The sequence below is a fragment of the Hydrogenophaga sp. UC242_50 genome (assembly GCF_042697355.1).
Classification (GTDB): Bacteria; Pseudomonadota; Gammaproteobacteria; order Burkholderiales; family Burkholderiaceae_C; genus Hydrogenophaga.
Genome location: NZ_CP170553.1, coordinates 3,637,524 through 3,659,258, shown reverse-complemented (window position 1 = coordinate 3,659,258; position 21,735 = coordinate 3,637,524). Strand labels below are relative to the sequence as shown.

Sequence of the window (21,735 nt, the reverse complement as noted above, 5' to 3'; positions counted from 1 at the left end):
AAACATGTCCAGCTTGATTGAAAAAGCAGCCCAACGGCTTGAGCAACTGCGACAGGCCGGCGCCGACATGCCGGCGGTGCCCGATGCCGCCGCGGCGCCCACCAGCGCACCCGAAACCACGGCGCCTGTGGCCGCTGCCGCCAAGCCTGCGCCCGTGATGAAAGAGGCCGCCAAGACCGTCTCCAAGAGCGTGCGCCTCGATCTGGCCGGGCTCACCGAGGCGGGCTTCGTCACGCCGAACGCGCCGCGCGCCGCCATCGCCGACCAGTACCGTGTCATCAAACGCCCCCTGATCGCCAATGCAACCGGCAAGGGGGCCTCGGTCGTGCAGCATGGCAACCGCATCATGGTGACCAGCGCCATGCCCGGCGAAGGCAAGAGCTTCACCGCCATCAACCTGGCGATGAGCATCGCCATGGAGCTGGACTACACGGTCCTGCTGGTCGATGCCGACGTGTCCCGCCCTTCGATCATGAAAACGCTGGGCCTGCCGCCCGGCCCCGGCCTGCTGGACCTGCTGACGAACAAGCAGATGGAGATGTCGGACACGCTGCTGCGCACCAACATCGACAAGCTCAGCCTGCTGCCCAGCGGCACGCCGCATCCGCGCGCCACGGAGCTGCTGGCCAGCGACGCGATGACCGATCTGATTGAAGAGATGGGCCACCGTTACCCCGACCGCATCATCATCTTTGATTCGCCACCCCTGCTGCTGACCACCGAATCCCGCGTGCTGCGCACGCACATGGGCCAGATCGTGGTGGTGGTGCAGGCCGAGAAGACCCTGCAGTCCCAGGTCCGGCACGCGCTGACGACGATCGAGTCGTGCCCGATCAAGCTCATGGTGCTCAACCAGGTGCATGGTGGCGATCAGGATGCCTATGGGTACGGCTACGGCTACGGGCACGGGGCGTCGAGCGACGCCCAGGTCTCAGAGACCACGCCGGCTTGAATCGGTTCACGGAGGTTTCCCAGTGACACATCGATCATCCCGCCGGCCCACATCGTTCCCGGTGGCGCACGCTGGTGCAGGCCTTGTCGGGCCTGCTCGTGCTGTCGCTGCATGCCCAGGTGAGGGCGCAGGAAGTCGCTCCCGCAGGGGATCTGGTGGAGGTGGAGACGCCGGTGGCCCCGCCCCCTGCCATCTGGGTGACGCCCCGCATCTCCGTGAGCCAGGGCTTTTCCAACAACGGCGATCTCTCCACGCAGAACCGCCAGAGCGAGCAGATCACCGAAATCAGCCCGGGCATTGGCGTGGTGGTCAACAAGCCGCGCCTCAAGGGCTTCTTCGACTACTCGCTGCGCGGCATCTACGACGCGCGCAACACGGTGCAGGACAACATCCAGCAGTCCCTGAACACCAATGGCACCTTCGAGGCCTGGGACAACCGCGCCTTCATCGATTTCTCCGGGATCATCGGCCAGCAGGCCATCTCGGCATTCGAGTCGCCGAGCATCGACGCCCTGGGCAACGACAACCTGTCGGAGACCTCGAGTTTCCGGTTCTCGCCCTACCTGCGCGGCAGCCTGATGGGTTCGGTGGACTACGAGCTGCGCTACGCCTACCAGACCACCCGCACCGACACGCGGCTGCGTTCCGACATCAGCTCCGAAGAGGGCCTGGCGCGGCTGTCGCGCCAGGTGACCGGGCAATCGCTGGGCTGGACGCTCGAAGCGGGTCGCACGCAGCTCGACTACAGCTTCGGACAGCGGCAGACCCTGGACGCGGTGAATGGCCGCCTGTTCTACGCGCTGAACCCGACGCTGACCCTGTCGGCGCTGGTCGGCGTGGAGTCCAACGACCTGCTGACCCCCGACATGAAGTCGTACCGCTCCACCGGGCTGGGTGTCGAATGGCGGCCCTCCGATCGCACGCGCGTCTTCGCCGAGCGGTCCAACCGCTATTTCGGCAACGGCCACAACGTCGAGGTCGAGTACCGCAGCCGGCGCGCGATCTGGCGCTATGTGGACACCCGCGACGTGGTCACCAGCCAGCTGGATGCCGCGGGCGCGTCCCAGGGTTCGCTCTATGGCCTGATCGACGCGCTGTCCAACGAGTCCGACCCGGTGCGGCGGGCGCAGCAGGTGAATGCCGAGTTGCAGCGCCTGGGCCTGCCGGCCGATTTCCAGCTCAACCCGGGCTTCCTCACCTCGTCGGCGTCGGTGCAACGCCTGCAGGAGCTTTCGCTGGGCCTGTTCGGTCCCCGCGATGCCTTTGTGGTGGCCGTGGCCCGCAACACGGGGCGCCGCCTCAATCCGGTGATCACGCTCAGCGACGACTTCAACATCGCCTCCGACATTGTCGAGAAGGCCTGGCGGGTCACCTACGCCCACCGCCTGACGCGGCTGACCTCGGCCAACGTGTCCTTCACGCGGCAGACGAACGAAGGCATCAACACCTCGTTCAGCAACACCCTCAAGACCTTGACGTTCGGCGTCAGCACGCGCCTGGCCGCTCGCACCAGCGGCAGCGTGCAGCTCCGGCGTTCGCTCTACAGCGGCACCTTCCCCTACAAGGAAACCGCCATCCTGGGCGTGGTCACCCACCGGTTCTGATACATGTACGAAGCCTATTACGGGTTGACCAGCAAACCCTTCCAACTCAACCCCGACCCGCGTTTCTATTACAGCAGCAAGCCGCACCGGCGCGCGCGCTCGTACCTGGTGTACGGCGTCATGCGCGGCGAGGGCTTCATCGTCATCACCGGTGAGGTGGGCGCCGGCAAGACCACCATCGTGCGCGACCTGCTCGACAGCCTGGAAAACGGCTCGGTGGTGGCGGCCCATCTTGTGAGCACCCAGCTGGGCGCCGAAGACGCGCTGAAACTGGTCTGCGCGGCCTTCGGCGTGCCCGTGCGCGGGACCGGCAAGGCCGACATGCTGATGGCGCTGGAAGCCTTCTTCATCACCCAGACGACCCAGGGCAAGCGCTGCCTGCTGATCGTGGACGAAGCGCAGAACCTGCAACCGCTGGCGGTGGAAGAGCTGCGCATGCTGTCGAACTTCCAGTTCGGCGAACAGGCCCTGCTGCAGACCTTCCTGGTCGGGCAGCCCGAGTTCCGCACCATCCTGCAGGGCCCGGGCATGCTGCAACTGCGCCAGCGCGTCACCGCGCGCTGCCACCTCGGCCCGCTGGACGAGGAGGACACCCGCGCCTACATCGAGCACCGGCTCAAGTGCGCCGGCGCGGTGGACAAGCCGGTCTTCGAGCCGGCGGTGTTCGCCGGCATCTTCCAGCACAGCGGCGGCATTCCGCGCCGCATCAACACCCTGTGCGACCGCCTGCTGCTGCAGGGCTACCTGTCCGAATCGCCGACCCTGACGCTGGATGCGCTCAACGAGGTGGTCGCGGAGATGCACGCCGAGAGCGCGGTGCCCGCGCCGGACCACCAGGGCAGCGACGACCGCTGGGCCCACCTGCCCAAGGCGGGCGAGGGCGCCGAGGCCCGCCCTTCGCTGGTCGATGGCATCGGCCCCGAAGACCTCGACCTGGACCCGGGCGTGGTGGACGGCATCGGCGAAGAGCTCACCCGCGTGACGGCCGAGCAGCTCAGCACCCGCCTGCTGCGCATGGAGCGCAGCGTGCTGCGCCAGGAGCGGGTGAGCCTGGAGATCCTCGGTGCCTTGAGGAAGATCGTCGCGGCCACCCGCAAGTCGCGCAACAACGGCAGCAACTGATCCCAAGGGGGTTCCCATGCCATCCAACGCACCCATCGAAAACGCGCTGACCATCGACGTCGAAGACTACTTCCAGGTCTCGGCCATGGCGCCCTACATCGACCGCGCCGATTGGGACCGCTGCGAGTGCCGGGTCGAACACAACATCGACCGCATCCTGCAGCTGCTCGCGGCGAAGAACACCCACGCCACCTTCTTCACCCTGGGCTGGATCGCCGAGCGCTACCCCGACATGGTGCGCCGCATCGTGCGCGAAGGCCATGAACTCGCCAGCCATGGTTATGGGCACCAGCGGGTGAGCGACCTCACCGAGGCCGAGTTCTTCGACGACATCACGCGCTCCAAGGGCCTGTTGGAAGACCTGGGCGGCCAGGCGGTCTGGGGCTATCGGGCGCCGAGCTTCTCCATCGGTGCGAAGAACCTGTGGGCGCTCGACACCCTGCAGCGCGCGGGCTACCGCTACAGCTCCAGCATCTACCCGGTCAAGCACGACCACTACGGCATGCCCGATGCGCCGCGCTTCGCCTACGAGACCTCGGGCGGCATGATGGAAGTGCCGCCGACCACGCTGCGCATGTTCAACCGCAACCTGCCGTCCAGCGGCGGTGGTTATTTCCGCCTCATGCCCTATGCGCTCTCGCGCTGGATGCTGCAGCAGGTGAACAGGCAGGACGAGCAATCCGCCATCTTCTACTTCCACCCCTGGGAGATCGACCCCGGGCAACCGCGCGTGGCCGGCATCGACCTCAAGACCCGCTTTCGCCACTACGTCAACATCGGCCGCACGGAACAGCGCCTCGCGCGCCTGCTGGACGATTTCCAATGGGACCGCATGGACAACATCTTCATCGGCAGCCGCGTGAAGAAAGAGGTGTCCGTTGTCTGAGCCTGCTCTTCTTCGCATCCACCGCCTCGACAGCGCCCAAGCCGACCAGATCGCCCGCTGGGACGCCTTCGTCCTGGCGCAACCGCAGGCCACGTTCTTCCACCGCGCGGGCTGGCAGACGGTCATCCGCGACGTCTTCCGCCACGACACCTACTTTCTCTACGCCGAGTCCGGCGGCGAGATCCAGGGCGTGCTGCCGTTGGCCCATGTCAACAGCCGCCTGTTCGGCAACGCGCTGACCGGCCTGCCGTTCGCGGTGTACGGCGGCGCGGCCGCCGCGACCCCCGAGGCCGCCACGGCGCTCGAAGCCGAGGCCCAGCGCCTGGCCGTCGAGCTCGGCACCGACCACCTGGAGCTGCGCCACATCGAGCGCCGCCACACCGACTGGCCGGTGCAGGAGCTCTACGTCACCTTCCGCAAGGCCATCCTGCCCAAGGAAGAGGACAACATGCTGGCGATCCCGCGCAAGCAGCGCGCGATGGTGCGCAAGGGCATCAAGAACGGCCTGACCTCGCACATCGACCCGACCGTCGACCGCTTCTTCGCCCTGTACGCCGACAACGTGCACCGCCACGGCACGCCGGCCATGCCCAAGCGCTACTTCCAGACCCTGCTCAAGACCTTCGGTGCCGACGCCGAGGTGCTGACCGTGTGTTCGGCCGAAGGCACGCCGCTGTCCAGCGTGCTCAGTTTCTACTTCCGCGACGAGGTGCTGCCGTACTACGCGGGCGACGACGAGGCCGCCCGCGACCTCGCTGCCAACGACTTCAAGTACTGGGAACTCATGCGCCTGGCCTGCGCGCGCGGACTCAAGGTGTTCGACTACGGGCGCAGCAAGGAGGGCACCGGCCCCTACGCGTTCAAGAAGAACTGGGGCTTCGAGCCCACGCCGCTGAACTACGAGTACCGCCTGTACAAGCGCGAGGGCATTCCGCAGAACAACCCGGCCAACGCCAAGTACAAGCTGCTGATCGCGACCTGGCGGCGCCTGCCCATTGGCGTCGCCAATTGGCTGGGCCCGTTCATCGTGCGCAATCTGGGCTGAGCGACGCCACCTTGACGCACCATGGCCAACCTGCTGTACCTCGTTCACCGCCTTCCGTATCCGCCCAACAAGGGCGACAAGGTGCGCTCGTACCACCTGTTGCGCCACCTGCTGCAGAAACACCGCGTGTTCCTGGGCACCTTCATCGACGACCCTGACGACGAGCAGCACCTGCCCACGCTGAAGGCCCTGTGTCCGGACCTGCACGTCGAGCGCATCGCGCCGCGCCGGGCCAAGCTGATGAGCGCCACCGGCCTGCTGCGCGGCGAGGCGCTGACGCTGGCCTACTACCGCAACGCCGGCATGCGGCGCTGGGTCGAGCAGGTGGCCCAGGCCCATGAGCTGCAGGCCAGCGTGGTGTTCTCGGGCGCCATGGCGCAGTACGCGCAGCCGCTGGCGCCGGCCGTGCCCATGCTGGTTGATTTTGTCGATGTGGATTCGGCCAAGTGGACGCAATACGCCCCCGCGCACCGCTGGCCGATGTCGGCTGTGTACCGGCGCGAAGGCGAACGCCTGCTGGCCTACGAACGCGAGGTGGCCTCGCAGGCGCGCCGCTCCTTCTTCGTCACGCCGAACGAGACCGCGCTGTTTCTCTCGCACGCGCCCGAGGCCCAAGGCCATGTGCAGTCCCTCAGCAATGGCGTGGACGCCGATTTCTTCACCCCCGATCCCGCGCGCGCCAACCCGTTCGCGGCGAACGAGCAGGCGATCGTGTTCACCGGTGCCATGGACTACTGGCCCAACATCGACGGCGTGAGCTGGTTCGTCTCGGACATGCTGCCGCGCCTGCGCGCGCACTGGCCGCGGGCGCGCTTCTACATCGTGGGCCGCAGCCCCTCGCCGCAGGTGCAGGCCCTGGCCGGCCAGCACGTGGTGGTCACCGGCACCGTGCCCGATGTGCGGCCCTACCTGCAGCACGCCGCCGCGGTCGTGGCGCCGCTGCGCGTGGCGCGCGGCATCCAGAACAAGATCCTCGAAGCCATGGCCATGGAGCAGGCGGTGATCACCGTGCCTTCCTGCGCCGAAGCCATCGGCGCCAGCAGCGCGCAGGGCCTGCTGCGAGCCGAGGATGCCGACGGTTTCCTGCAGGCGCTGCAGCAACTGCTCGATGCGCCGCCAGCCCAGGCCGCCGCGCTCGGCCGCGAGGCCCGCCGCTTCGTGCTGCAGGGTTTCAGCTGGCAGGCCCACCTGAGCGGCATCGACGCCTGCCTGGACGACCCCCACCAACTCAACGCCACCGTTCAGGAGGCCCACTGACATGTGCGGCATTTCCGGCCTGTTCGACACCCAGGGTCTGCGCAGCTACGACCGCGCGCTGGTGTCCCGCATCAACGACATCCAAGCCCACCGGGGGCCGGACGAAGACGACCTGCACCTCGAACCCGGCCTGGCGCTGGGCCACCGGCGCCTGTCGGTGATCGACCTGGCCACGGGCCAGCAGCCGCAGTTCAACGCCGACGCCAGCGTGGGCATCGTGTTCAACGGCGAGATCTACAACTTCCAGGAACTCGTGCCCGAGCTCAAGGCCCTGGGCTACGTGTTCCGCACGCGCAGCGACACCGAGGTGATCGTGCACGCCTGGTCGGCCTGGGGCACGGCCTGCGTGCACCGCCTGCGTGGCATGTTCGCCTTCGCCATCTGGGACCGCGCGCAGCAGTCCTTGTTCCTCGCGCGCGACCGCATGGGCGTCAAGCCCATGCACTACGCCTGGTTGCCCGACGGCAGTTTCATCTTCGGCTCCGAACTCAAGGTGATCACGGCCCACCCGGGCTTCGTGCGCGAGATCGATCCGAAGGCGGTGGAAGACTATTTCTCGTTCGGCTACGTGCCCGACCCGCGCTGCATCTACCGCAACGCCCACAAACTGCCGGCGGCGCACACGCTGCTGCTGCGCCGGGGCGAAGCCGACCAACCCGCGCCCGTGCCGTACTGGGACGTGCAGTTCACCAACGACAACCCGATCGAGCAGGCCGATGCCGAGGTCGAGTTGCGCGACCGCGTGCGCGAGTCCGTCAAGCTGCGTCTGATCGCCGACGTGCCGCTGGGTGCCTTCCTCTCGGGTGGGGTCGATTCCAGCGCCGTGGTCGCGACCATGGCCGGCCTGTCCGACACACCGGTGCAGACCTGCGCGATCGGTTTCGACGACCCGCGCTTCAACGAGTCCGAGTTCGCCCAGCAGGTCGCCGACCGCTACAAGACCGACCACCGGCTGGAGATCGTCAAGAGCGACGACTTCGACCTGATCGACACCCTGGCCTGGCTGTACGACGAACCCTACGCCGACAGCTCCGCCATCCCGACCTACCGCGTCTGCGAGATGGCGCGCAAGCACGTCACCGTGGCGCTCTCGGGCGATGGCGGCGACGAAAGCCTGGGCGGCTACCGGCGCTACCGCATGCACCTGGGCGAGGAGCGCGTGCGCAACCGACTGCCGCACGGCCTGCGCCAGTCGGTGTTCGGCACGCTGGGCCGGCTCTACCCCAAGGCCGACTGGGCGCCGCGCATGTTCCGCGCCAAGACCACCTTCCAGGCCATGGCCATGGACAGCGTGCAGGCCTACCACCACAGCATGTCGCACCTGCGCGCCGACCAGCGCGCGCGCCTGTTCTCGCCCGCGTTTCAGCGCGAGCTGGGCGGCTACAACGCCATCGAGGTGTTCCGCGAGCACGCCCAGCGCGCGCAGACCGACGACCCGCTCGCGCTGATCCAGTACCTGGACTACAAGACCTGGCTGGTCGGTGACATCAACACCAAGGTGGACCGCGCCGCCATGGCGCACTCGCTGGAGGTGCGCGAACCCCTGATGGACCACCAGCTCATCGAGTGGCTGGCCACGCTGCCCAGCGATCTGAAGATCCAGGGCGGGGAGGGCAAGGCGGTGTTCAAGAAGGCTTTCGAGCCGCTGCTGCCGCACGACGTGCTGTACCGGCCCAAGATGGGCTTCTCGGTGCCCCTGGCGAAGTGGCTGCGCGGGCCGCTGGCGCAGCGCATGCGCGAATCGGTGCTGAGCCCGCGCATGCTGGACTCGGGCTACTTCAATGCCACCGTGCTCGAGCGCATGGTGAAGGAACACCTGAGCGGCCAGTCCGACCATTCCACGCCCTTGTGGATGCTGATCATGTTCGATGCGTTCCTGCGGCAGAACGAGAAGAGCGCGCCCGTCTGACGGGCCAAGAATTCATTTCCAGGAGGATGTTTGTGAGCAACAAGAAGAAGGTGCTGCTGGTCGGCGCCGGCAATATCGCCAAGACCCACGCGGCCGCGCTGCGCGAGATCCCGGGTGTGGAGCTGTATGGCGTGTTCGACGTGAACGCCGCCACCGCCCAGGGCCTGGTCAAGGAATTCGGCGCGGGCCGCGTGTTCAACTCGATCGAGGAAGCCGCCGCCTCGGACGCCGACACCGTGCACGTGTTGACGCCACCGGACTTCCACCTGTCTTCCGCCATGCCCTTCGTGGCCGCGGGCAAGACCGTGCTGCTGGAAAAGCCGGTGGGCGTGAGCACCGCCGAGTGCGAGCAACTGCGCGAAGCCGCAGGTCAGTCCGGCGCCGTGATCGGCGTGAACCAGAACCTGGTGTTCAACCCCGCCTACGTGCAGCTCAAGGAAGCCATCGCGTCGGGCCGCCTGGGCAAGCCGCGTTACCTCGACTACGTGTACGAAGTGCCGCTGCGCCAGCTGGCCGCGCGCCAGTTCGGCCACTGGATGTTCCGCAAGCCGCTCAACATCCTGCTGGAGCAGGCGGTGCACCCGCTGTCGCAGGTGCTCGACCTCGCCGGTTCGGTGCGCGAGCTCTCGGTGCTGGCCGAGGACCCGGTGGAAATCTCGCCCGGCGTCGGTCTTCACAACGCCTGCCAGGTGTCGCTGCGCTGCGAGCGCATGCCCGCCCACATGCGCTTCCATGTGGGCGCCGAGTTCACGGTGTGCCGCATGACCGTGGTCTGCGACGACGGCGTGGCGGTGGCCGACATGTTCGCCAACCAGTTCCACACCCTGGAGCGCACCGCCTACATGGAGCCGGTGGATGCCTGGCTGTCGGCGCGCGCCACGGGCCAACAGGTGAAGTCGCAAGGCTTCTCGGTGCTGCGCGACTACGTCATCGCCACGGCCAAGCTCAAGCCGCGCTCCGACGCCTTCTACCTGGGCATGAAGGGCAGCCTGCAGGCCTTCTACCAGGAGCTGCAGAGCCAGGGCAAGCCCCGCATCGACCTCGACTTCGGCGCCGAGCTGGTCTCGGTCTGCGAGCAGATGGCCGCGGCCTTCAAGCCCTTGCCCGCGGGCGCCACGCCGGTGGCCGAGCCCGCGCCCACGGGTGACCTGGTCGTGGTGCTGGGCGGCACCGGTTTCATCGGCTCGCACACCGTGGCGGCCCTGCTGGGCCAGGGCCACCGCGTGCGCGTGATGGCGCGCGGCGTGAACAACCTGCAGCCGGTCTTCAGTCGGCCTGGCGTGGAGATCGTGCGCGGCGACGTGAAGAACAAGGCCGACCTGGAGCGCGCGATCGCCGGCGCCCCCTACGTGATCAACCTCGCGCACGGCGGCGGTGGCGCGAACTTCGAGGCCATCCGCGCCGCGATGGTGGATTCCGCCGTGATGGTGGCCGAGGTGTGCCGCGCGGCCGGTGTGCAGCGCATGGTGCACGTGGGCTCCATCGCCAGCCTGTTCCTGGGCGATGCGGGTGAGACCATCACCGGCGCCACGCCACCGGACCCCCGCCCCGAGACGCGCGCCGACTACGCCCGCGCCAAGGCCCTGGCCGACCAGGCCTTGATGGACATCCATCAGAAGACCGGCTTCCCCATCGTGCTGATGCGCCCCGGCCTCGTGGTGGGTTCGGGCACCTCGCCCTTCCACAGCGGCCTGGGCTTCTTCAATAACGACCAGTACTGCGTCGGCTGGAACGGTGGCCAGAACGCCTTGCCCTGGGTGCTGGTGGGCGACTGCGCCTCGGCCATCGTGGCCGCCGTCACGGCGCCCGCCGCGCCGGGCCGTGCCTACAACCTGGTGGGCGATGTGCGCCCGAGCGCGCGCGAATACCTGGCCGACCTCTCGCGCACCATCGGCCGTCCGCTGAAGTTCGTGCCGTCGTCCCCCACCGGCCTGTGGCTGGTGGAGATGGGCAAGTGGCTGATCAAGCGCGTGACCGGCCGCGCCGTGGCCCGACCGTTCAAGCGCGATCTGATGTCGCGCGGCCTGCTGGCGAAAATCGACTGCAGCAACGCCAAACAGGACCTGGGCTGGCAACCGGTGAGCGATGCCGCGACCTTCCACCGCCAGGCCATGGCCGTGCACGCCGGAGAAGGTTCTGCATGAGCGAGGGCGCACGCCCCCCGCGCGTGCTGCTGCACGCCTTCTCGACCTTCAAGCTGGGCGGGCCGCAGGCGCGCTTCGTGCAACTGGCGAATGCCCTCGGGCCGGGCTACCGCCACCTCATCGTGGCGATGGACAACTGTTTCGACGCCGGTGAGCGGCTCGCCCCGGCGGTGAACTGGGAGCCGATGCGGCTCGAGGTGGTCAAGGGCGGGGCGCTGGCCGAACCGGGGCGCCTTTCGCGCCTTGCTCCAGCGCCTGAAACCCGACCTGCTGCTGTCCTACAACTGGGGCGCCATCGAATGGGCGGCGGCCAACCTGCCGCGCGTGGTGCCGCACGTGCACGTGGAAGACGGCTTCGGCCCCGAAGAGGCCGCCCGGCAACTGCCGCGCCGCGTCTGGATGCGGCGCGTGCTGCTGGGCTGGAACCGCGTCTCGGTGGTAGTGGCCTCGCGCAACCTGGAGCGTTCTGCGCACGGGTGTGTGGAAGCTGCCGGCGCGCCGGGTCACCTTCATCCCCAACGGCGTGGACATTCCCGCGGCGGCGCGCGCGGTGTCGGTGGAAGAAGGCCGACCGGTGCGCATCGGCACGGTGGCCGGGCTTCGGCCGGAGAAAAACATCGCCCGCCTCATCCGCGCTTTCGCCAACGTGCGGGCCCGGCGTTCCGCCCGCCTCATCGTGGTCGGCGACGGCGCGCAGCGCGGCGAGCTGGAAGCGCTGGCGCAGCAGCTCGGCGTCGCCGCCGACGTGGAATTCACCGGCTACCTCAAGGACCCGTCCGCGCGCCTGACGGACTTCGACCTGTTCGCCCTGTCGTCGGACACCGAGCAACTGCCGATCGCGCTGCTCGAAGCCATGGCGGTGGGCATGCCGGTGGTGCGCAGCGCGCGTGGGCGACGTGGGCGACATCCTCTCGGACGTGTCGCCCGACAACCTCTGCGAGCCGCAGGACGGCCCGTTCGCCGCCACCCTCGCGCGCGCCCTGGACCAGCAGCCCCTGTGGCCGGCGTGGGCCCGGGCCGGCCGCGAGAAGGTGCAGGCCTCGTACGCCAAGGCCCTCATGACCGCCCAATGGAAGCGGGTGTTCGATGGCCAACTTCACCGATCCTCTGTGGCGGCCTGAGGCCGCTCGACCCATGAAAATCCTGTACCACCACCGCACGGCATCGAAAGACGGCCAGGCCGTGCACATCGAAGAGATGATCGAGGCCTTGCGCAGCGAGGGGCATGAGGTGCGCGTGGTCAGTCCGGGTGGCGACGAGCCCGAAAGCAGCGCGCCAGGGCAGGGCGGCAATGGCCAGATGGGCAGCGACATGGGCTGGGTGCACCGCCTCAAGGCCCTGATGCCCAAGGCCTTGTACGAACTCATGGAGCTGGCCTACAGCGTGGTGGCCTACCGCAAGCTGATGAAGGCCGCGAAAGACTTTCGGCCCGACGTCATCTACGAACGCTACAACCTCTTCCTGCTCAGCGGCCTGATGGCCAAGAAGCGGCTCGGCATTCCCTTGCTGCTGGAGGTGAACGCGCCGCTGGTGTTCGAACGCTCGCAGCACAGTGGCGGCCTGGCCCTGCAGGGGCTGGCCCGCTGGGCCGAGGGTGTGGCCTGGCGCGGCGCGGACTGCGTGCTGCCCGTGACCAATGTGCTGGCCGACCACGTGCGCGCCCGCGGCGTGCCCGACTCGCGCATCCAGGTCATCCCCAACGGCATCAACCGCGCGCACTTCGCCCAGGCCCCGACCCAGGAGACCGCCAAGGCCCACCTCGGCCTGCAGGGCCGCCTGGTGCTGGGCTTCACCGGCTTCGTGCGCGACTGGCACGGCGTGGACCGCATCGTCGACTGGATGGCGTCCCCGCAGGCGCCGTCCCACACCCACCTGCTGGTGGTGGGCGACGGCCCGGTGCGCGAAGCGCTCGAGCAGCAGGCCCGGCGCCTGGGCCTGGCCGACCGCGTGACCTTCACCGGCGTGATCCACCGCGACCGGGTGCCCGCGCACGTGGCCGCCTTCGACGTCGCCCTGCAGCCCGCCGTGACGCCCTATGCCTCGCCCCTGAAACTGATGGAATACCTGGTGCTGGGCAAGGCCGTCGTGGCGCCCGCCACCCCCAACCTGCTGGAGGTGCTGACCCACGAGGACAACGCCCTGCTGTTCGACGAGGCCGTGCCCACGGGCATGCAGGACGCGCTGACGCGCCTCTGCACCGACGACAGCCTGCGCGAGCGGCTGGCCGTCGCGGCGCACGACACCATCGACCGGCTCAGCCTCACCTGGACGGGCAACGCCCGGCGGGTGGTGGCGCTGTCGACCTCCCTGGCCCAGGCTTCCCCGACGAGGTGAACCATGACGCGCAGCACCGCTGACGGCACCGCCCTTTCCCGCGCCACAGCCCTGATGGGCCTGTTGCTGGTGCTGCTGGTCGCGTTCGGCTTGCGCTTCATGGCGATCCGGGCCGATGGGGGTCTCTGGTACGACGAGATCTTCGGCGCGAGCTACGTCAACCTGAATCCGCTGGACGTGGTGGTCGCGGTGATGCGCTTCGACATCCATCCGCCGCTGTACTACCTGCAGCTCAACGCTTGGGGCGTGTTCTCGAAACAGGACACCTGGCTGCTCCTGAACTCGGTGTTCTGGAGCCTGGGTTCCATCGTGGTGGTGTACCTGGGCGTGGCCGCGCGGGCCGGCCGCCGCGCCGCGCTGCTGGCGGCGGCCTTCACGGCGCTGCTGGGCAGCGAGATCTACTACGCCTCCGACCTGCGCATGTACGCCATGCTGGGCTGCAACGTGCTGCTGCTCTGGTACTGCGTCGACCAATGGCTGCTGCACGGCCGGCGCGGCCATTGGTGGGCCATGTGCCTGCTGGTGCTCTCGCTGTCCATGCTGCACAGCATCGCGTTCATCGCGGTGGGGTCGGTGCTGTGTTACACGCTGATCCGCTGCTGGGTGGCCGGCGAGCGCCGCCGCCTCAAGCCCCTGCTGGGGTTCATCGGGATTTCGGGTGTGTTGCTGCTGCCCTGGCTGGCGAACGCCAGCTTCCGTTCGGTGTCGCACACCCGCATGCCGAGTTTCGACAGCGTGGCGCAGACCCTCGGCGGCTGGCTGCTGGGTTACTTCCCCGGGGCCACGACCACGCAGTACGCGGTGGCCGCCGCCCTGGTGCTGGCGCTGGTGTTCTACCTGCTGGTGTTCGGCTCGGCCTACGTGAGGGCCTGCGTGGTCTCGTTCGTGGTGCTGCCGGTGCTGGTGGTGGGGGTCATCTCGCTGGTGCTGCGGCCCATCTGGCTGGACCGCACGCTGGCCTACACCGCGCCTTTCCTCGCCGTGGCGCTGGCCGTGCACCTGCACGAGCGCCTGCGGCCGGACGCGCGCCTGCGGGTGTGGGGCGCGGCGCTGGTGGTGGCCTTGCTGGTTTTCGTGGCGGCGTATGGCGCCGGCTGGGAGCGGCTGCAGACCCCGCGCAAGATGGACTTCCACCAGGTCGCCCGGCACATCGCGCAGCACAACACCGAGCGCCGCGACATCTACGTCCCTTCCAACGTGCGCTACTGGGCCATGGCCCGCTACCTCCAGGGGCCGGGCTGGGGCAGCCTGCTCGCCATCCAGGATCCGGCGAAGATCGACGACTCCGACACCTGGCGCCGGATCTACCAGAAGCTGGGCGACACCTGGCTGGAGCGCCTGCACCTCAAGGGCGCGGCGCGTTTCATCGACACGCCCCATGGACGCCTGTGGATCGGCTACAGCCCGCTGCCCAACGAGGTGGTGGCGCGCGGCTACTACCTGGTGGGCGACAACAACGACCGCGACAAGGCCCAGCCCTGCCCGCAGGGGCGCGAGACGTCCCGGAAAAGTTTTGAAGGTGTGATGGTGTTCGAATGCAAAAATCCCTGAAGCCCCTTCGCATCCTGCTGTTCTCCAGCCTGTACCCGAGCGAGGTGCGGCCCATCCACGGCATCTTCGTCGAGACCCGCCTGCGCGAGCTGCTGAAAACCGGGCAGGTCCAGGCCAAGGTGGTGGCGCCCGTGCCCTGGTTCCCGCTGAAGTCGCCCCGCTTCGGTGAATACGCCCAGTTCGCGGCCACGCCGCGCCTGGAGCAGCGCAACGGGCTGGAAGTGCACCACCCACGTTACCTGCTGCTGCCCAAGGTCGGCATGAACCTCGCGCCCTACACCATGGCCCTGGGGGCCCTGGCGACGGTGCGGCGCCTGCAGAAGCAGGGCTTCGATTTCGACCTGATCGACGCCCACTACTACTACCCCGACGGGGTGGCCGCCGGGCTGCTGGCGCGCTGGCTGAAAAAGCCCTTCGTCGTGACCGCGCGCGGCACCGACCTGAACCTCATTCCCGAGTACCCCTTTCCCCGCAAGCTCATCCTCCAGACCGCCGCACAGGCGCAGGCCTCCATCGGCGTGTGCCGTGCGCTCATGGATTCGCTCGCCGCCCTCGGCGCGGACCCGGGCAAGCTCAACACCTTGCGCAACGGCGTCGACCTCGAGCGCTTCACCCCCGAGCCGCGCGAGGCCGCGAGGCAGCGCCTGGGCCTGGATGTGCAGGGGCCGTACCTGCTGTCGGTGGGCCACCTGATCGAGCGCAAGGGCCACCACATCGCGATCGAGGCGCTGCCCGCCATGCCGGGCGTGACCTTGCTGGTGGCCGGGGGCGGGCCGGAGCAGGGCGCCTTGAAGGCGCTGGCGGCGCGCCTGGGCGTGAGCGAGCGCGTGCGCTGGGTGGGCGTGGTGCCGCAGACCGAACTCAAGTGGTGGTACAGCGCGGCCGATGCGCTGGCCCTGTGTTCCAGCCGCGAAGGCTGGGCCAATGTGCTGCTGGAGGCCATGGCCTGTGGCACGCCGGTGATCGCCACCAACATCTGGGGCACGCCCGAGGTGGTCAGCCAGCACGCCGCCGGCCTGCTGATGGCGCGCCGTGACGGGCCGGCCCTGGCCGAGGCCTGGGGCCGGCTGATGGGCGACCTGCCCCCGCGCGCGGCCACGCGCGCGCACGCCGAAACCTTTTCCTGGGATTCCACCACCCAGGGGCAACTCGACATCTTCAGGAGGTTCGCATGACCGAAGGCTTGCTGCTGTTGGCCGAACTGGTGCTGCTCGCGCTGCTCTTGCTGGCGGTGCGGCGCAAGGCCCGCGATCCGAAGACGCCCGACATGGGCTTCTTCTCCTACGAGGTGCTCACCGATGACGCACCGCCCGCGCCGAAGAAAAGGAACTAGGAACCGCCATGCGTGACCTGCTGGTCTTCGGGGCCGTGCTGCTCTTCGTGCCCCTGGGCTTTTCGAATGCCTTCATCGGCTACCTGCTGTGGGGCTGGGCCGGCCTGATCGCCATGAACAGCTACGTGCACGGCTTCATGGGCGCCGTGCCCTTCGTGCAGCTGTTCGCTCTGGTCACCATGGCCTCGCTGCTGATGCGCCGGGGCGACCGCTTCGAGCGCATCGAGATCAACCGCACCACGGTGCTGATGATGCTGTTCGCGGTGCACGGCTTCTTTGTCGCGCTGTTCGCCTACCCAGGCCTGGACCGCAACTGGGAGCTCTTCGGCAACCTGGTCAAGACCGTGCTGTTCTGCCTGTTGATGCCGGTGTTCGTGACCTCGCGTTACCGCATCCATGCCATGGTGGTGATGGTGGTGCTGGCGACGAGCTTTCACGGCGCCCTCGATGGGCTGAAATTCATCGCCAGCGGCGGCGGGCACAACGCGCGCGGCATCGCCAAGTTCGGGGACAACAATCACTTCGCGATGGTGCTGCTGATGGTGTTGCCGCTGCTGTACTACCTCTACCAGATCTCCTCGCGCAAGCTGGCCAAGATCGGCTTTGCCGTGCTGCTGCCGCTCACGGCCTTCGCCGTGGTGCGCCACGGCCTCGCGCGGCGCCCTGATCGGCCTGTGCGTGATCGTCTTCTTCATCCTCATGAAGAGCCGCAACCGCATGATCGGCATCGTGATCGTGGCCATCAGCGTGGCGGTGGTGGTGCAGCTGGCGCCCGATTCGTGGTCCGAGCGCATGGAGACCATCAAGACCGCGAAGGAAGACGATTCCCTGCTGGGCCGTTTCGGCGCCTGGCGGGTGAGCTCGTCCATTGCCCTGTCCAACCCGGTCTTCGGTGGCGGTTTCCGGGCCGTGCAGTCGTCCGCGCTCTGGGACTCGTTCAAGGATGGCCCCACCTTGCTGCCCTTCATCGAGGTCGCGCCAAGCAGCCCCTCGGGCCTGGCCGCGCACAGCATCTGGTTCGAGGTGATGGGCGACATGGGCTTCATCGGCTTCCTGCTGTTCGTCGCGCTGGTCGCGAATGCCTTCCTCACGCGCCGGGAAATCCTGAAGCTGACCAAGGCGCGAGGGCCCTCGCTGCGCTGGGCGTCCGACCTGGCCGACATGCTGGGCGCCGCCCTGCTGGCCTTCGTGGTGACGGGCTCGCTGCTCAGCGCCGCCTACTTCGAGCTGCCCTACATCTTCCTGATCCTGATGGAGGTGCTCAAGCAGCACGTCCGCAAGACCGTGGCGGCCGGCAAGGTGCCGCCGCCAGCCCCGGCCTGAGGCCGGTGGGCGCGGGGGGCCGTTCAGCCCGCCGCGTCCTTCTTGAAGATCAAGGCCACCGCGCTGTCCTGGAAGCGCCGCAGCTCGGCTTCGATCGGCGGCTTCATCAGCATGATGCAGGCGTACCAGGCGGCGACGAACATCACGCCGTTGAACAGCAGGCTGAAGAAGATCGGGAAGTTGGGGTGCACGTAGGTCTTGAGCGCGTAGCTGAAGGTCCCGGTGATCAGCGAGATCAGCACGATGGGCACATTGCCCCGCAGCCACTGGCGCACGCCCAGCCCGAAGTAGACCTTGTTGACCATGACGTAGAGCGGAATGCCCACGATCTGGCCGATGGCCATGGCGATGCCGAAGCTCACCAGGGTGCCGTCGAACAGCATGACGGCCAGCACCACCTTGATCAACAGCACCAGCAGCGAGGGCACGGCGGCCGCATACGGCTTGCCGATGCTGGTGAGCGCGGGTGTGACCAGGCGAAAGAGGATGCCGGCGGCCCCCGTGAGGCACAGCCAGGGGATCACGTCGATGCTGCGCACCCACTGCGGACCGAACAGGAACAGGATGATCTCCCGGTCCATCACCATCATCCACACCATGGCGGGGATGATGACCACGGAGATGTACGACGAAGCCTGCTGGATCGCCGCCGCCATGTCTTCGTTGGCGTGGTGCAGCTTGGAGAGGTAGGGCAGCGCGAAATAGTCGATGGTCGACTTGAGCACCGTGTAGGGCAGCGAGACCGCCGAGGCGGCCTTGCTGAAATAGCCCACGGCCGCGGGCGTGCTCATCTTGCCCAGCATCACGTCGGGCAGCGCCGCGTCCAGGGCGGCGACGGTGGAGGTGACGATGGTGCCGGTGCCGAAGTGGGTGATCTTCTTCCAGCCCTTGAGGCTGGGCAGCCACGGGATGGGCGTGGTGGAGTACCAGTGGTAGGCCGCGCCCGTGACGATGATGTTGACCAGGTTGGCCCAGGCCATGGTCATGTGGCGATGGCCGGTGTAGGCCAGGGCGATGGTGGTGATGAAGTAGGTCACCACCGAGATCGCCATGACCTTGGAGGTGCGCTTGACCTCCAGGTTGCGCGTGAGCAGGGCGTAGGGGATGGAGCCGAACGGAATGAAGACGAAGCCGATGGCCAGCACCTTGACCACGTCGCCGACCTCGGGTGTCTTGAAGAACACCGACCACACATCGGACGTGAAGAACAGGATGGCGGCGACGGTCCAGGACGTCACCAGCAGCACGCCCAGCGCGGTGCGGATGGTCTGCTGCGTGACCTCCTTCTCCTTGACGATGTAGGAGAACACACCGAAGTCGCGGAACACGTGCGCGAAGGTGATGAGGATGGCGCTCATCGAGAAGATGCCGATGTCCGTGGGGGTCAGCAGGCGCGCCAGGATGACCGACAGGGCGAAATTGGCGACCGTGGCGCCATTGCTCACCAAAAACTGCAGGCCGATTTTTTTTCTTATGTTCAACGGAGGTTCCCGGATTTTCGTTGGGGCAGGGGGGCACGCGGGTGCGGCGGCGCGGCGGTGGCGAGTGCCTCTGGGCGGTTCACGGGGGGCTCAGGTGTTGCGTGGCATTGTAGTGAGCCGACATGACTCGACGGCGTCTGGTTTCGAAGGTTTTCCAGTGGTACGGCAGTGTGTACGGGTTTCGTCGCGTTTGGGGCATTCGATTCCTCGCCAGATGTGAAGCAATGCGGAATCCCACCACTTTTGCGGGTCCACTTTGTCAACTATTTGTTACATTGAGCATCCCCCCCAGACGGAGTTCCCCCATGCCCGCGACCAGCGATGCCGCGCGCCCTGCCGCGACGATGACGCCCGCGCTCTCCGTGTGGCTGGACCTGTGCCGCGTGCTCGCGGCCCTGGCGGTCTACATCGGGCATTCGGTCTACCTCGAGGTGGCGCCGCCGGCGCTCACGCTCACCTGGCACCGGTCGGCCGATGATGCGGTGATCGCCTTCTTCGTGATCTCCGGCCTGGTGATCGCGCACACCACCCGCGATCGCCAGCTCAGCGGAGGGCGGTACGCGCTGGCGCGCCTCTCGCGCGTGTACTCCGTCGCGCTGCCCGCGGTGCTGCTGGCCCTGGCCATCGATCTGGTCGGGATGCGGCTCAACCCCAGCCTGTACACACCCGACTGGCAGTACCCCAGGCTCTGGTTCTACCTGCCGTTCCACTGGTTGTTTCTGGGCGAGACCTGGTTCGGCGCCATCCAGCCGTTCAGCATGGCACCGTACTGGTCGCTCGGTTACGAGGTCTGGTACTACGTGTTGTTCGGCGTGGCCCTGTTTCTGCGCGGGCCGCTGCGCTGGGTCGCCCTGATCGGGGTACTGGCCGTGATGGGGCCGCGCATCGTGCTGCTGCTGCCGGTCTGGCTGCTGGGCGTCTGGCTCCAGCGGCGCCTGCCCGGCCTGCGGATGGGGCCGCGCGCCGCACGGTTGCTCATGGGCCTTGCCGTGGCCGCCTACCTGGTGTTTTTCCTGTCGGGCCTGCGGGGCGTGACCGACGAGGCATCGCGCCGCCTGTACGCCGGTTTCAGCCAGGTCCTGCCCGTGCCTTTCGACCCGGGTTCCACAGTCCATGTGCTGTCGGACTACGTGGTGGCCCTGATCTTCGCGGGCTTCGTCATCGGCTGCGCGCGTTGTGAATGGGACTTCAAGGGGGCCGGAGCGCGCTGGATCCAGCGGCTCGCCGGCTTCACCTTCAGCTTCTACCTGATCCATTTCACCCTGCTGGTGTTCGCCAGCGCCCTGGGCCTGTCGCAGCCCGGCTGGGGCCTGTACGGCCTGCTCCTGCTGGCGGTGCTGGCCGCCACCTGGGCGCTGGCCCAGGTGGGCGAGCTGCGGCGCGACTGGTACCGCGCGCGCCTGCTGAGCCTGTGGAACGCCGGTGCCTGGTGGCGCCGCGACCGGCCCCGCGCGGGCGCCTGAAAGCCGTGCTACATCGCCAGGTGGCGGTCGGTGTCCGCCAGGCGCGCGCAGGCGGCCTGGCCGGGGAATGGCAGTGCCAGGCTGTGCACCGCCATGGCACAGGCCTGACCCTGGACGTCGATCGCGGTGAACCGAGGCTCGGTCTCGATCCCCGCCTCGAACACCCCGGGCTCGATGGACAGGCCGCTGCCCAGGGCTTTGAGGCAGGCTTCCTTGCGGGTCCAGCAGCGCAGGAAGGCCTCCAGGCGCTGGTCCGGATCGACCGCGCACAGGGCCAGGAACTCGGCCGGGGAAAAATTGCGCTGCGCCAGCGATTCGAGGTCGTTCATCTCCCGTGGCACCTCGATGTCCACGCCGATCGGCGCGTCGGCGCAAAGCCCGATCAGCGCCCAGTCGCCGCTGTGGCTCATGTTGAAGTGGGGCTGCCCCTCGCCCCGCAGGCGCGGTTTGCCGAACGGGCCTTCGACGAAGCTCAGGACGCGCGCGGGCTGGCCCGTGACCTGCGCCAGCAGCTGGCGCAGCGCCGTGTGGCTGGCGCGGTAACGGCGGGCATCGCGCTCGAAATGGAAGCGGCCGGCCTTGGCCCTTTCGGTCGCGCTGAGCAGCGCGACCTGGTCGGGATCGCCGGGGTCCGACGAGGGCAGGCTCAGGTCGACGAGCCAGAGGGTGATGCCGATGGCTTCGGGTGAGGTCAGGTGCGTGGCGGTCATGCGGAAAAGGCTGCTTGAATGGTCATATTTCCGGGCTGGGAGGAGAAGGGATTCGTCTATAGTGCACGAGCACTTTCCAGTGCAGTGCGACAACCTAGTACTACCTCACTGCTGCCCCGTCCCCAAGTGTGCGGAAATGCACTTAATGGCAGGTACTTTCGCGTTGTCACGATGCTACGTTTGGTAACATCATTCTTTCATGAAGGCAGAGACGTTCACGCCTCGCCGCGCGATGGTGGCGGGGGGTGAATCGCAAGGGACGACACGATGAAACGCTGGACCGCTTCACATCCTGACCGCGGAACAACCGTGACCATCGGGACGCCATCTTCAGCCTGGCTGTGGGGCGCGCGATGAACAGCCTGTGGTTGCAACGCTTCACGCCCAGGCCGCAGGCGCGGGCCCGCCTGTTCTGCTTTCCCCATGCCGGGGTGGGCGCGGCCGTGTACCGGCCCTGGTCGCTTGCGCTGCCCGCCGATCTGGAGCTCTGCGCGATCCAGCTGCCTGGCCGCGCCAACCGCCTGAACGAGCCCGCGATGACGCACCTGCCCGAGCTCGTCAGCGCCGTGGTGGCCGCGCTGCAACCCCATCTCGATCTGCCGTTCGCCTTTTTTCCCGCGA

General features: G+C 67.8%; 17 protein-coding genes and 2 pseudogenes. 17 read left to right on the top strand and 2 right to left on the bottom strand.

Going from position 1 to position 21,735, the window contains the following annotated elements; translation table 11 throughout:
• Positions 1–4: 4 nt before the first annotated feature.
• The 15 genes and pseudogenes from ACFJGX_RS18590 to ACFJGX_RS18520 all read left to right on the top strand — a co-directional run bounded on the left by ACFJGX_RS18590 (position 5) and on the right by ACFJGX_RS18520 (position 17,460).
• On the top strand, positions 5–952 hold the full coding sequence (locus tag ACFJGX_RS18590; RefSeq protein WP_382326765.1) for an XrtA-associated tyrosine autokinase: 948 nt from the start codon (positions 5–7) through the stop codon (positions 950–952).
• A 74-nt stretch (positions 953–1,026) separates the two neighbouring features.
• The gene (locus ACFJGX_RS18585) at positions 1,027–2,556 is read left to right on the top strand and encodes a TIGR03016 family PEP-CTERM system-associated outer membrane protein (RefSeq protein WP_382324563.1); all 1,530 of its coding nucleotides are present in this window, start codon (positions 1,027–1,029) and stop codon (positions 2,554–2,556) included.
• A gap of 3 nt (positions 2,557–2,559) precedes the next feature.
• Positions 2,560–3,678 (top strand): XrtA/PEP-CTERM system-associated ATPase, encoded by a 1,119-nt coding sequence (locus ACFJGX_RS18580; protein WP_382158260.1) that lies wholly within the window; start codon positions 2,560–2,562, stop codon positions 3,676–3,678.
• 16 nt (positions 3,679–3,694) lie between these two features.
• A complete protein-coding gene (locus ACFJGX_RS18575; RefSeq protein ID WP_382158258.1) occupies positions 3,695–4,564 on the top strand; it encodes an XrtA system polysaccharide deacetylase in 870 nt (289 codons plus the stop codon).
• Positions 4,557–5,609, top strand: coding sequence for a FemAB family XrtA/PEP-CTERM system-associated protein (locus ACFJGX_RS18570; RefSeq protein ID WP_382326763.1), 1,053 nt, complete (start codon positions 4,557–4,559; stop codon positions 5,607–5,609). The genes ACFJGX_RS18575 and ACFJGX_RS18570 overlap by 8 nt, the downstream gene beginning before the upstream one ends.
• Positions 5,610–5,630: 21 nt before the next feature.
• Positions 5,631–6,866, top strand: a complete 1,236-nt coding sequence (locus ACFJGX_RS18565) for a TIGR03087 family PEP-CTERM/XrtA system glycosyltransferase (protein WP_382326761.1) — start codon at positions 5,631–5,633, stop codon at positions 6,864–6,866.
• Position 6,867: 1 nt separating this feature from the next.
• Positions 6,868–8,775: an XrtA/PEP-CTERM system amidotransferase gene (locus ACFJGX_RS18560; RefSeq protein ID WP_382326759.1), complete on the top strand. Its 1,908-nt coding sequence runs from the start codon at positions 6,868–6,870 to the stop codon at positions 8,773–8,775.
• A gap of 32 nt (positions 8,776–8,807) precedes the next feature.
• Positions 8,808–10,919 carry an NAD-dependent epimerase/dehydratase family protein gene (locus ACFJGX_RS18555; protein ID WP_382326757.1) on the top strand — a complete coding sequence of 704 codons (2,112 nt, stop codon included), beginning with the start codon at positions 8,808–8,810 and terminating at the stop codon, positions 10,917–10,919.
• A 478-nt stretch (positions 10,920–11,397) separates the two neighbouring features.
• Positions 11,398–12,057, top strand: coding sequence for a glycosyltransferase (locus ACFJGX_RS18550; protein ID WP_382326756.1), 660 nt, complete (start codon positions 11,398–11,400; stop codon positions 12,055–12,057).
• Positions 12,054–13,253 carry a glycosyltransferase family 4 protein gene (locus ACFJGX_RS18545; protein ID WP_382324573.1) on the top strand — a complete coding sequence of 400 codons (1,200 nt, stop codon included), beginning with the start codon at positions 12,054–12,056 and terminating at the stop codon, positions 13,251–13,253. Before ACFJGX_RS18550 ends, ACFJGX_RS18545 begins: the two co-directional genes overlap by 4 nt.
• A 3-nt stretch (positions 13,254–13,256) precedes the next feature.
• Positions 13,257–14,804 (top strand): hypothetical protein, encoded by a 1,548-nt coding sequence (locus tag ACFJGX_RS18540; protein WP_382324575.1) that lies wholly within the window; start codon positions 13,257–13,259, stop codon positions 14,802–14,804.
• The gene (locus ACFJGX_RS18535; RefSeq protein WP_382324576.1) at positions 14,789–15,979 is read left to right on the top strand and encodes a glycosyltransferase family 4 protein; all 1,191 of its coding nucleotides are present in this window, start codon (positions 14,789–14,791) and stop codon (positions 15,977–15,979) included. The genes ACFJGX_RS18540 and ACFJGX_RS18535 overlap by 16 nt, the downstream gene beginning before the upstream one ends.
• Entirely contained in the window at positions 15,976–16,137 is a 162-nt protein-coding gene (locus ACFJGX_RS18530; RefSeq protein ID WP_382158240.1) for a hypothetical protein, read from the top strand. The genes ACFJGX_RS18535 and ACFJGX_RS18530 overlap by 4 nt, the downstream gene beginning before the upstream one ends.
• A gap of 8 nt (positions 16,138–16,145) precedes the next feature.
• Positions 16,146–16,649, top strand: a pseudogene (locus ACFJGX_RS18525) (DUF5935 domain-containing protein); the annotation flags it as partial.
• Between the two features lie 187 nt (positions 16,650–16,836).
• A complete protein-coding gene (locus ACFJGX_RS18520; protein ID WP_382326755.1) occupies positions 16,837–17,460 on the top strand; it encodes an O-antigen ligase family protein in 624 nt (207 codons plus the stop codon).
• 23 nt (positions 17,461–17,483) lie between these two features.
• On the opposite strand, the gene ACFJGX_RS18515 is transcribed toward ACFJGX_RS18520, so the two are convergent.
• Entirely contained in the window at positions 17,484–18,905 is a 1,422-nt protein-coding gene (locus ACFJGX_RS18515) for an oligosaccharide flippase family protein (protein WP_382326754.1), read from the bottom strand.
• A 341-nt stretch (positions 18,906–19,246) separates the two neighbouring features.
• On the opposite strand from ACFJGX_RS18515, the gene ACFJGX_RS18510 reads away from it, so the two are divergent.
• Complete coding sequence (locus ACFJGX_RS18510; protein ID WP_382324579.1) at positions 19,247–20,404, top strand: acyltransferase family protein; 1,158 nt, start codon at positions 19,247–19,249, stop codon at positions 20,402–20,404.
• Between the two features lie 8 nt (positions 20,405–20,412).
• Here the strand turns inward: ACFJGX_RS18510 and ACFJGX_RS18505 are convergent, their stop codons facing one another.
• Complete coding sequence (locus ACFJGX_RS18505) at positions 20,413–21,114, bottom strand: 4'-phosphopantetheinyl transferase family protein (protein WP_382324581.1); 702 nt, start codon at positions 21,112–21,114, stop codon at positions 20,413–20,415.
• Positions 21,115–21,467: 353 nt separating this feature from the next.
• Here ACFJGX_RS18505 and ACFJGX_RS18500 point away from each other — a divergent pair.
• Positions 21,468–21,668 (top strand): annotated as a pseudogene (locus tag ACFJGX_RS18500) (thioesterase II family protein); the annotation flags it as partial.
• Positions 21,669–21,735 lie beyond the last annotated feature (67 nt).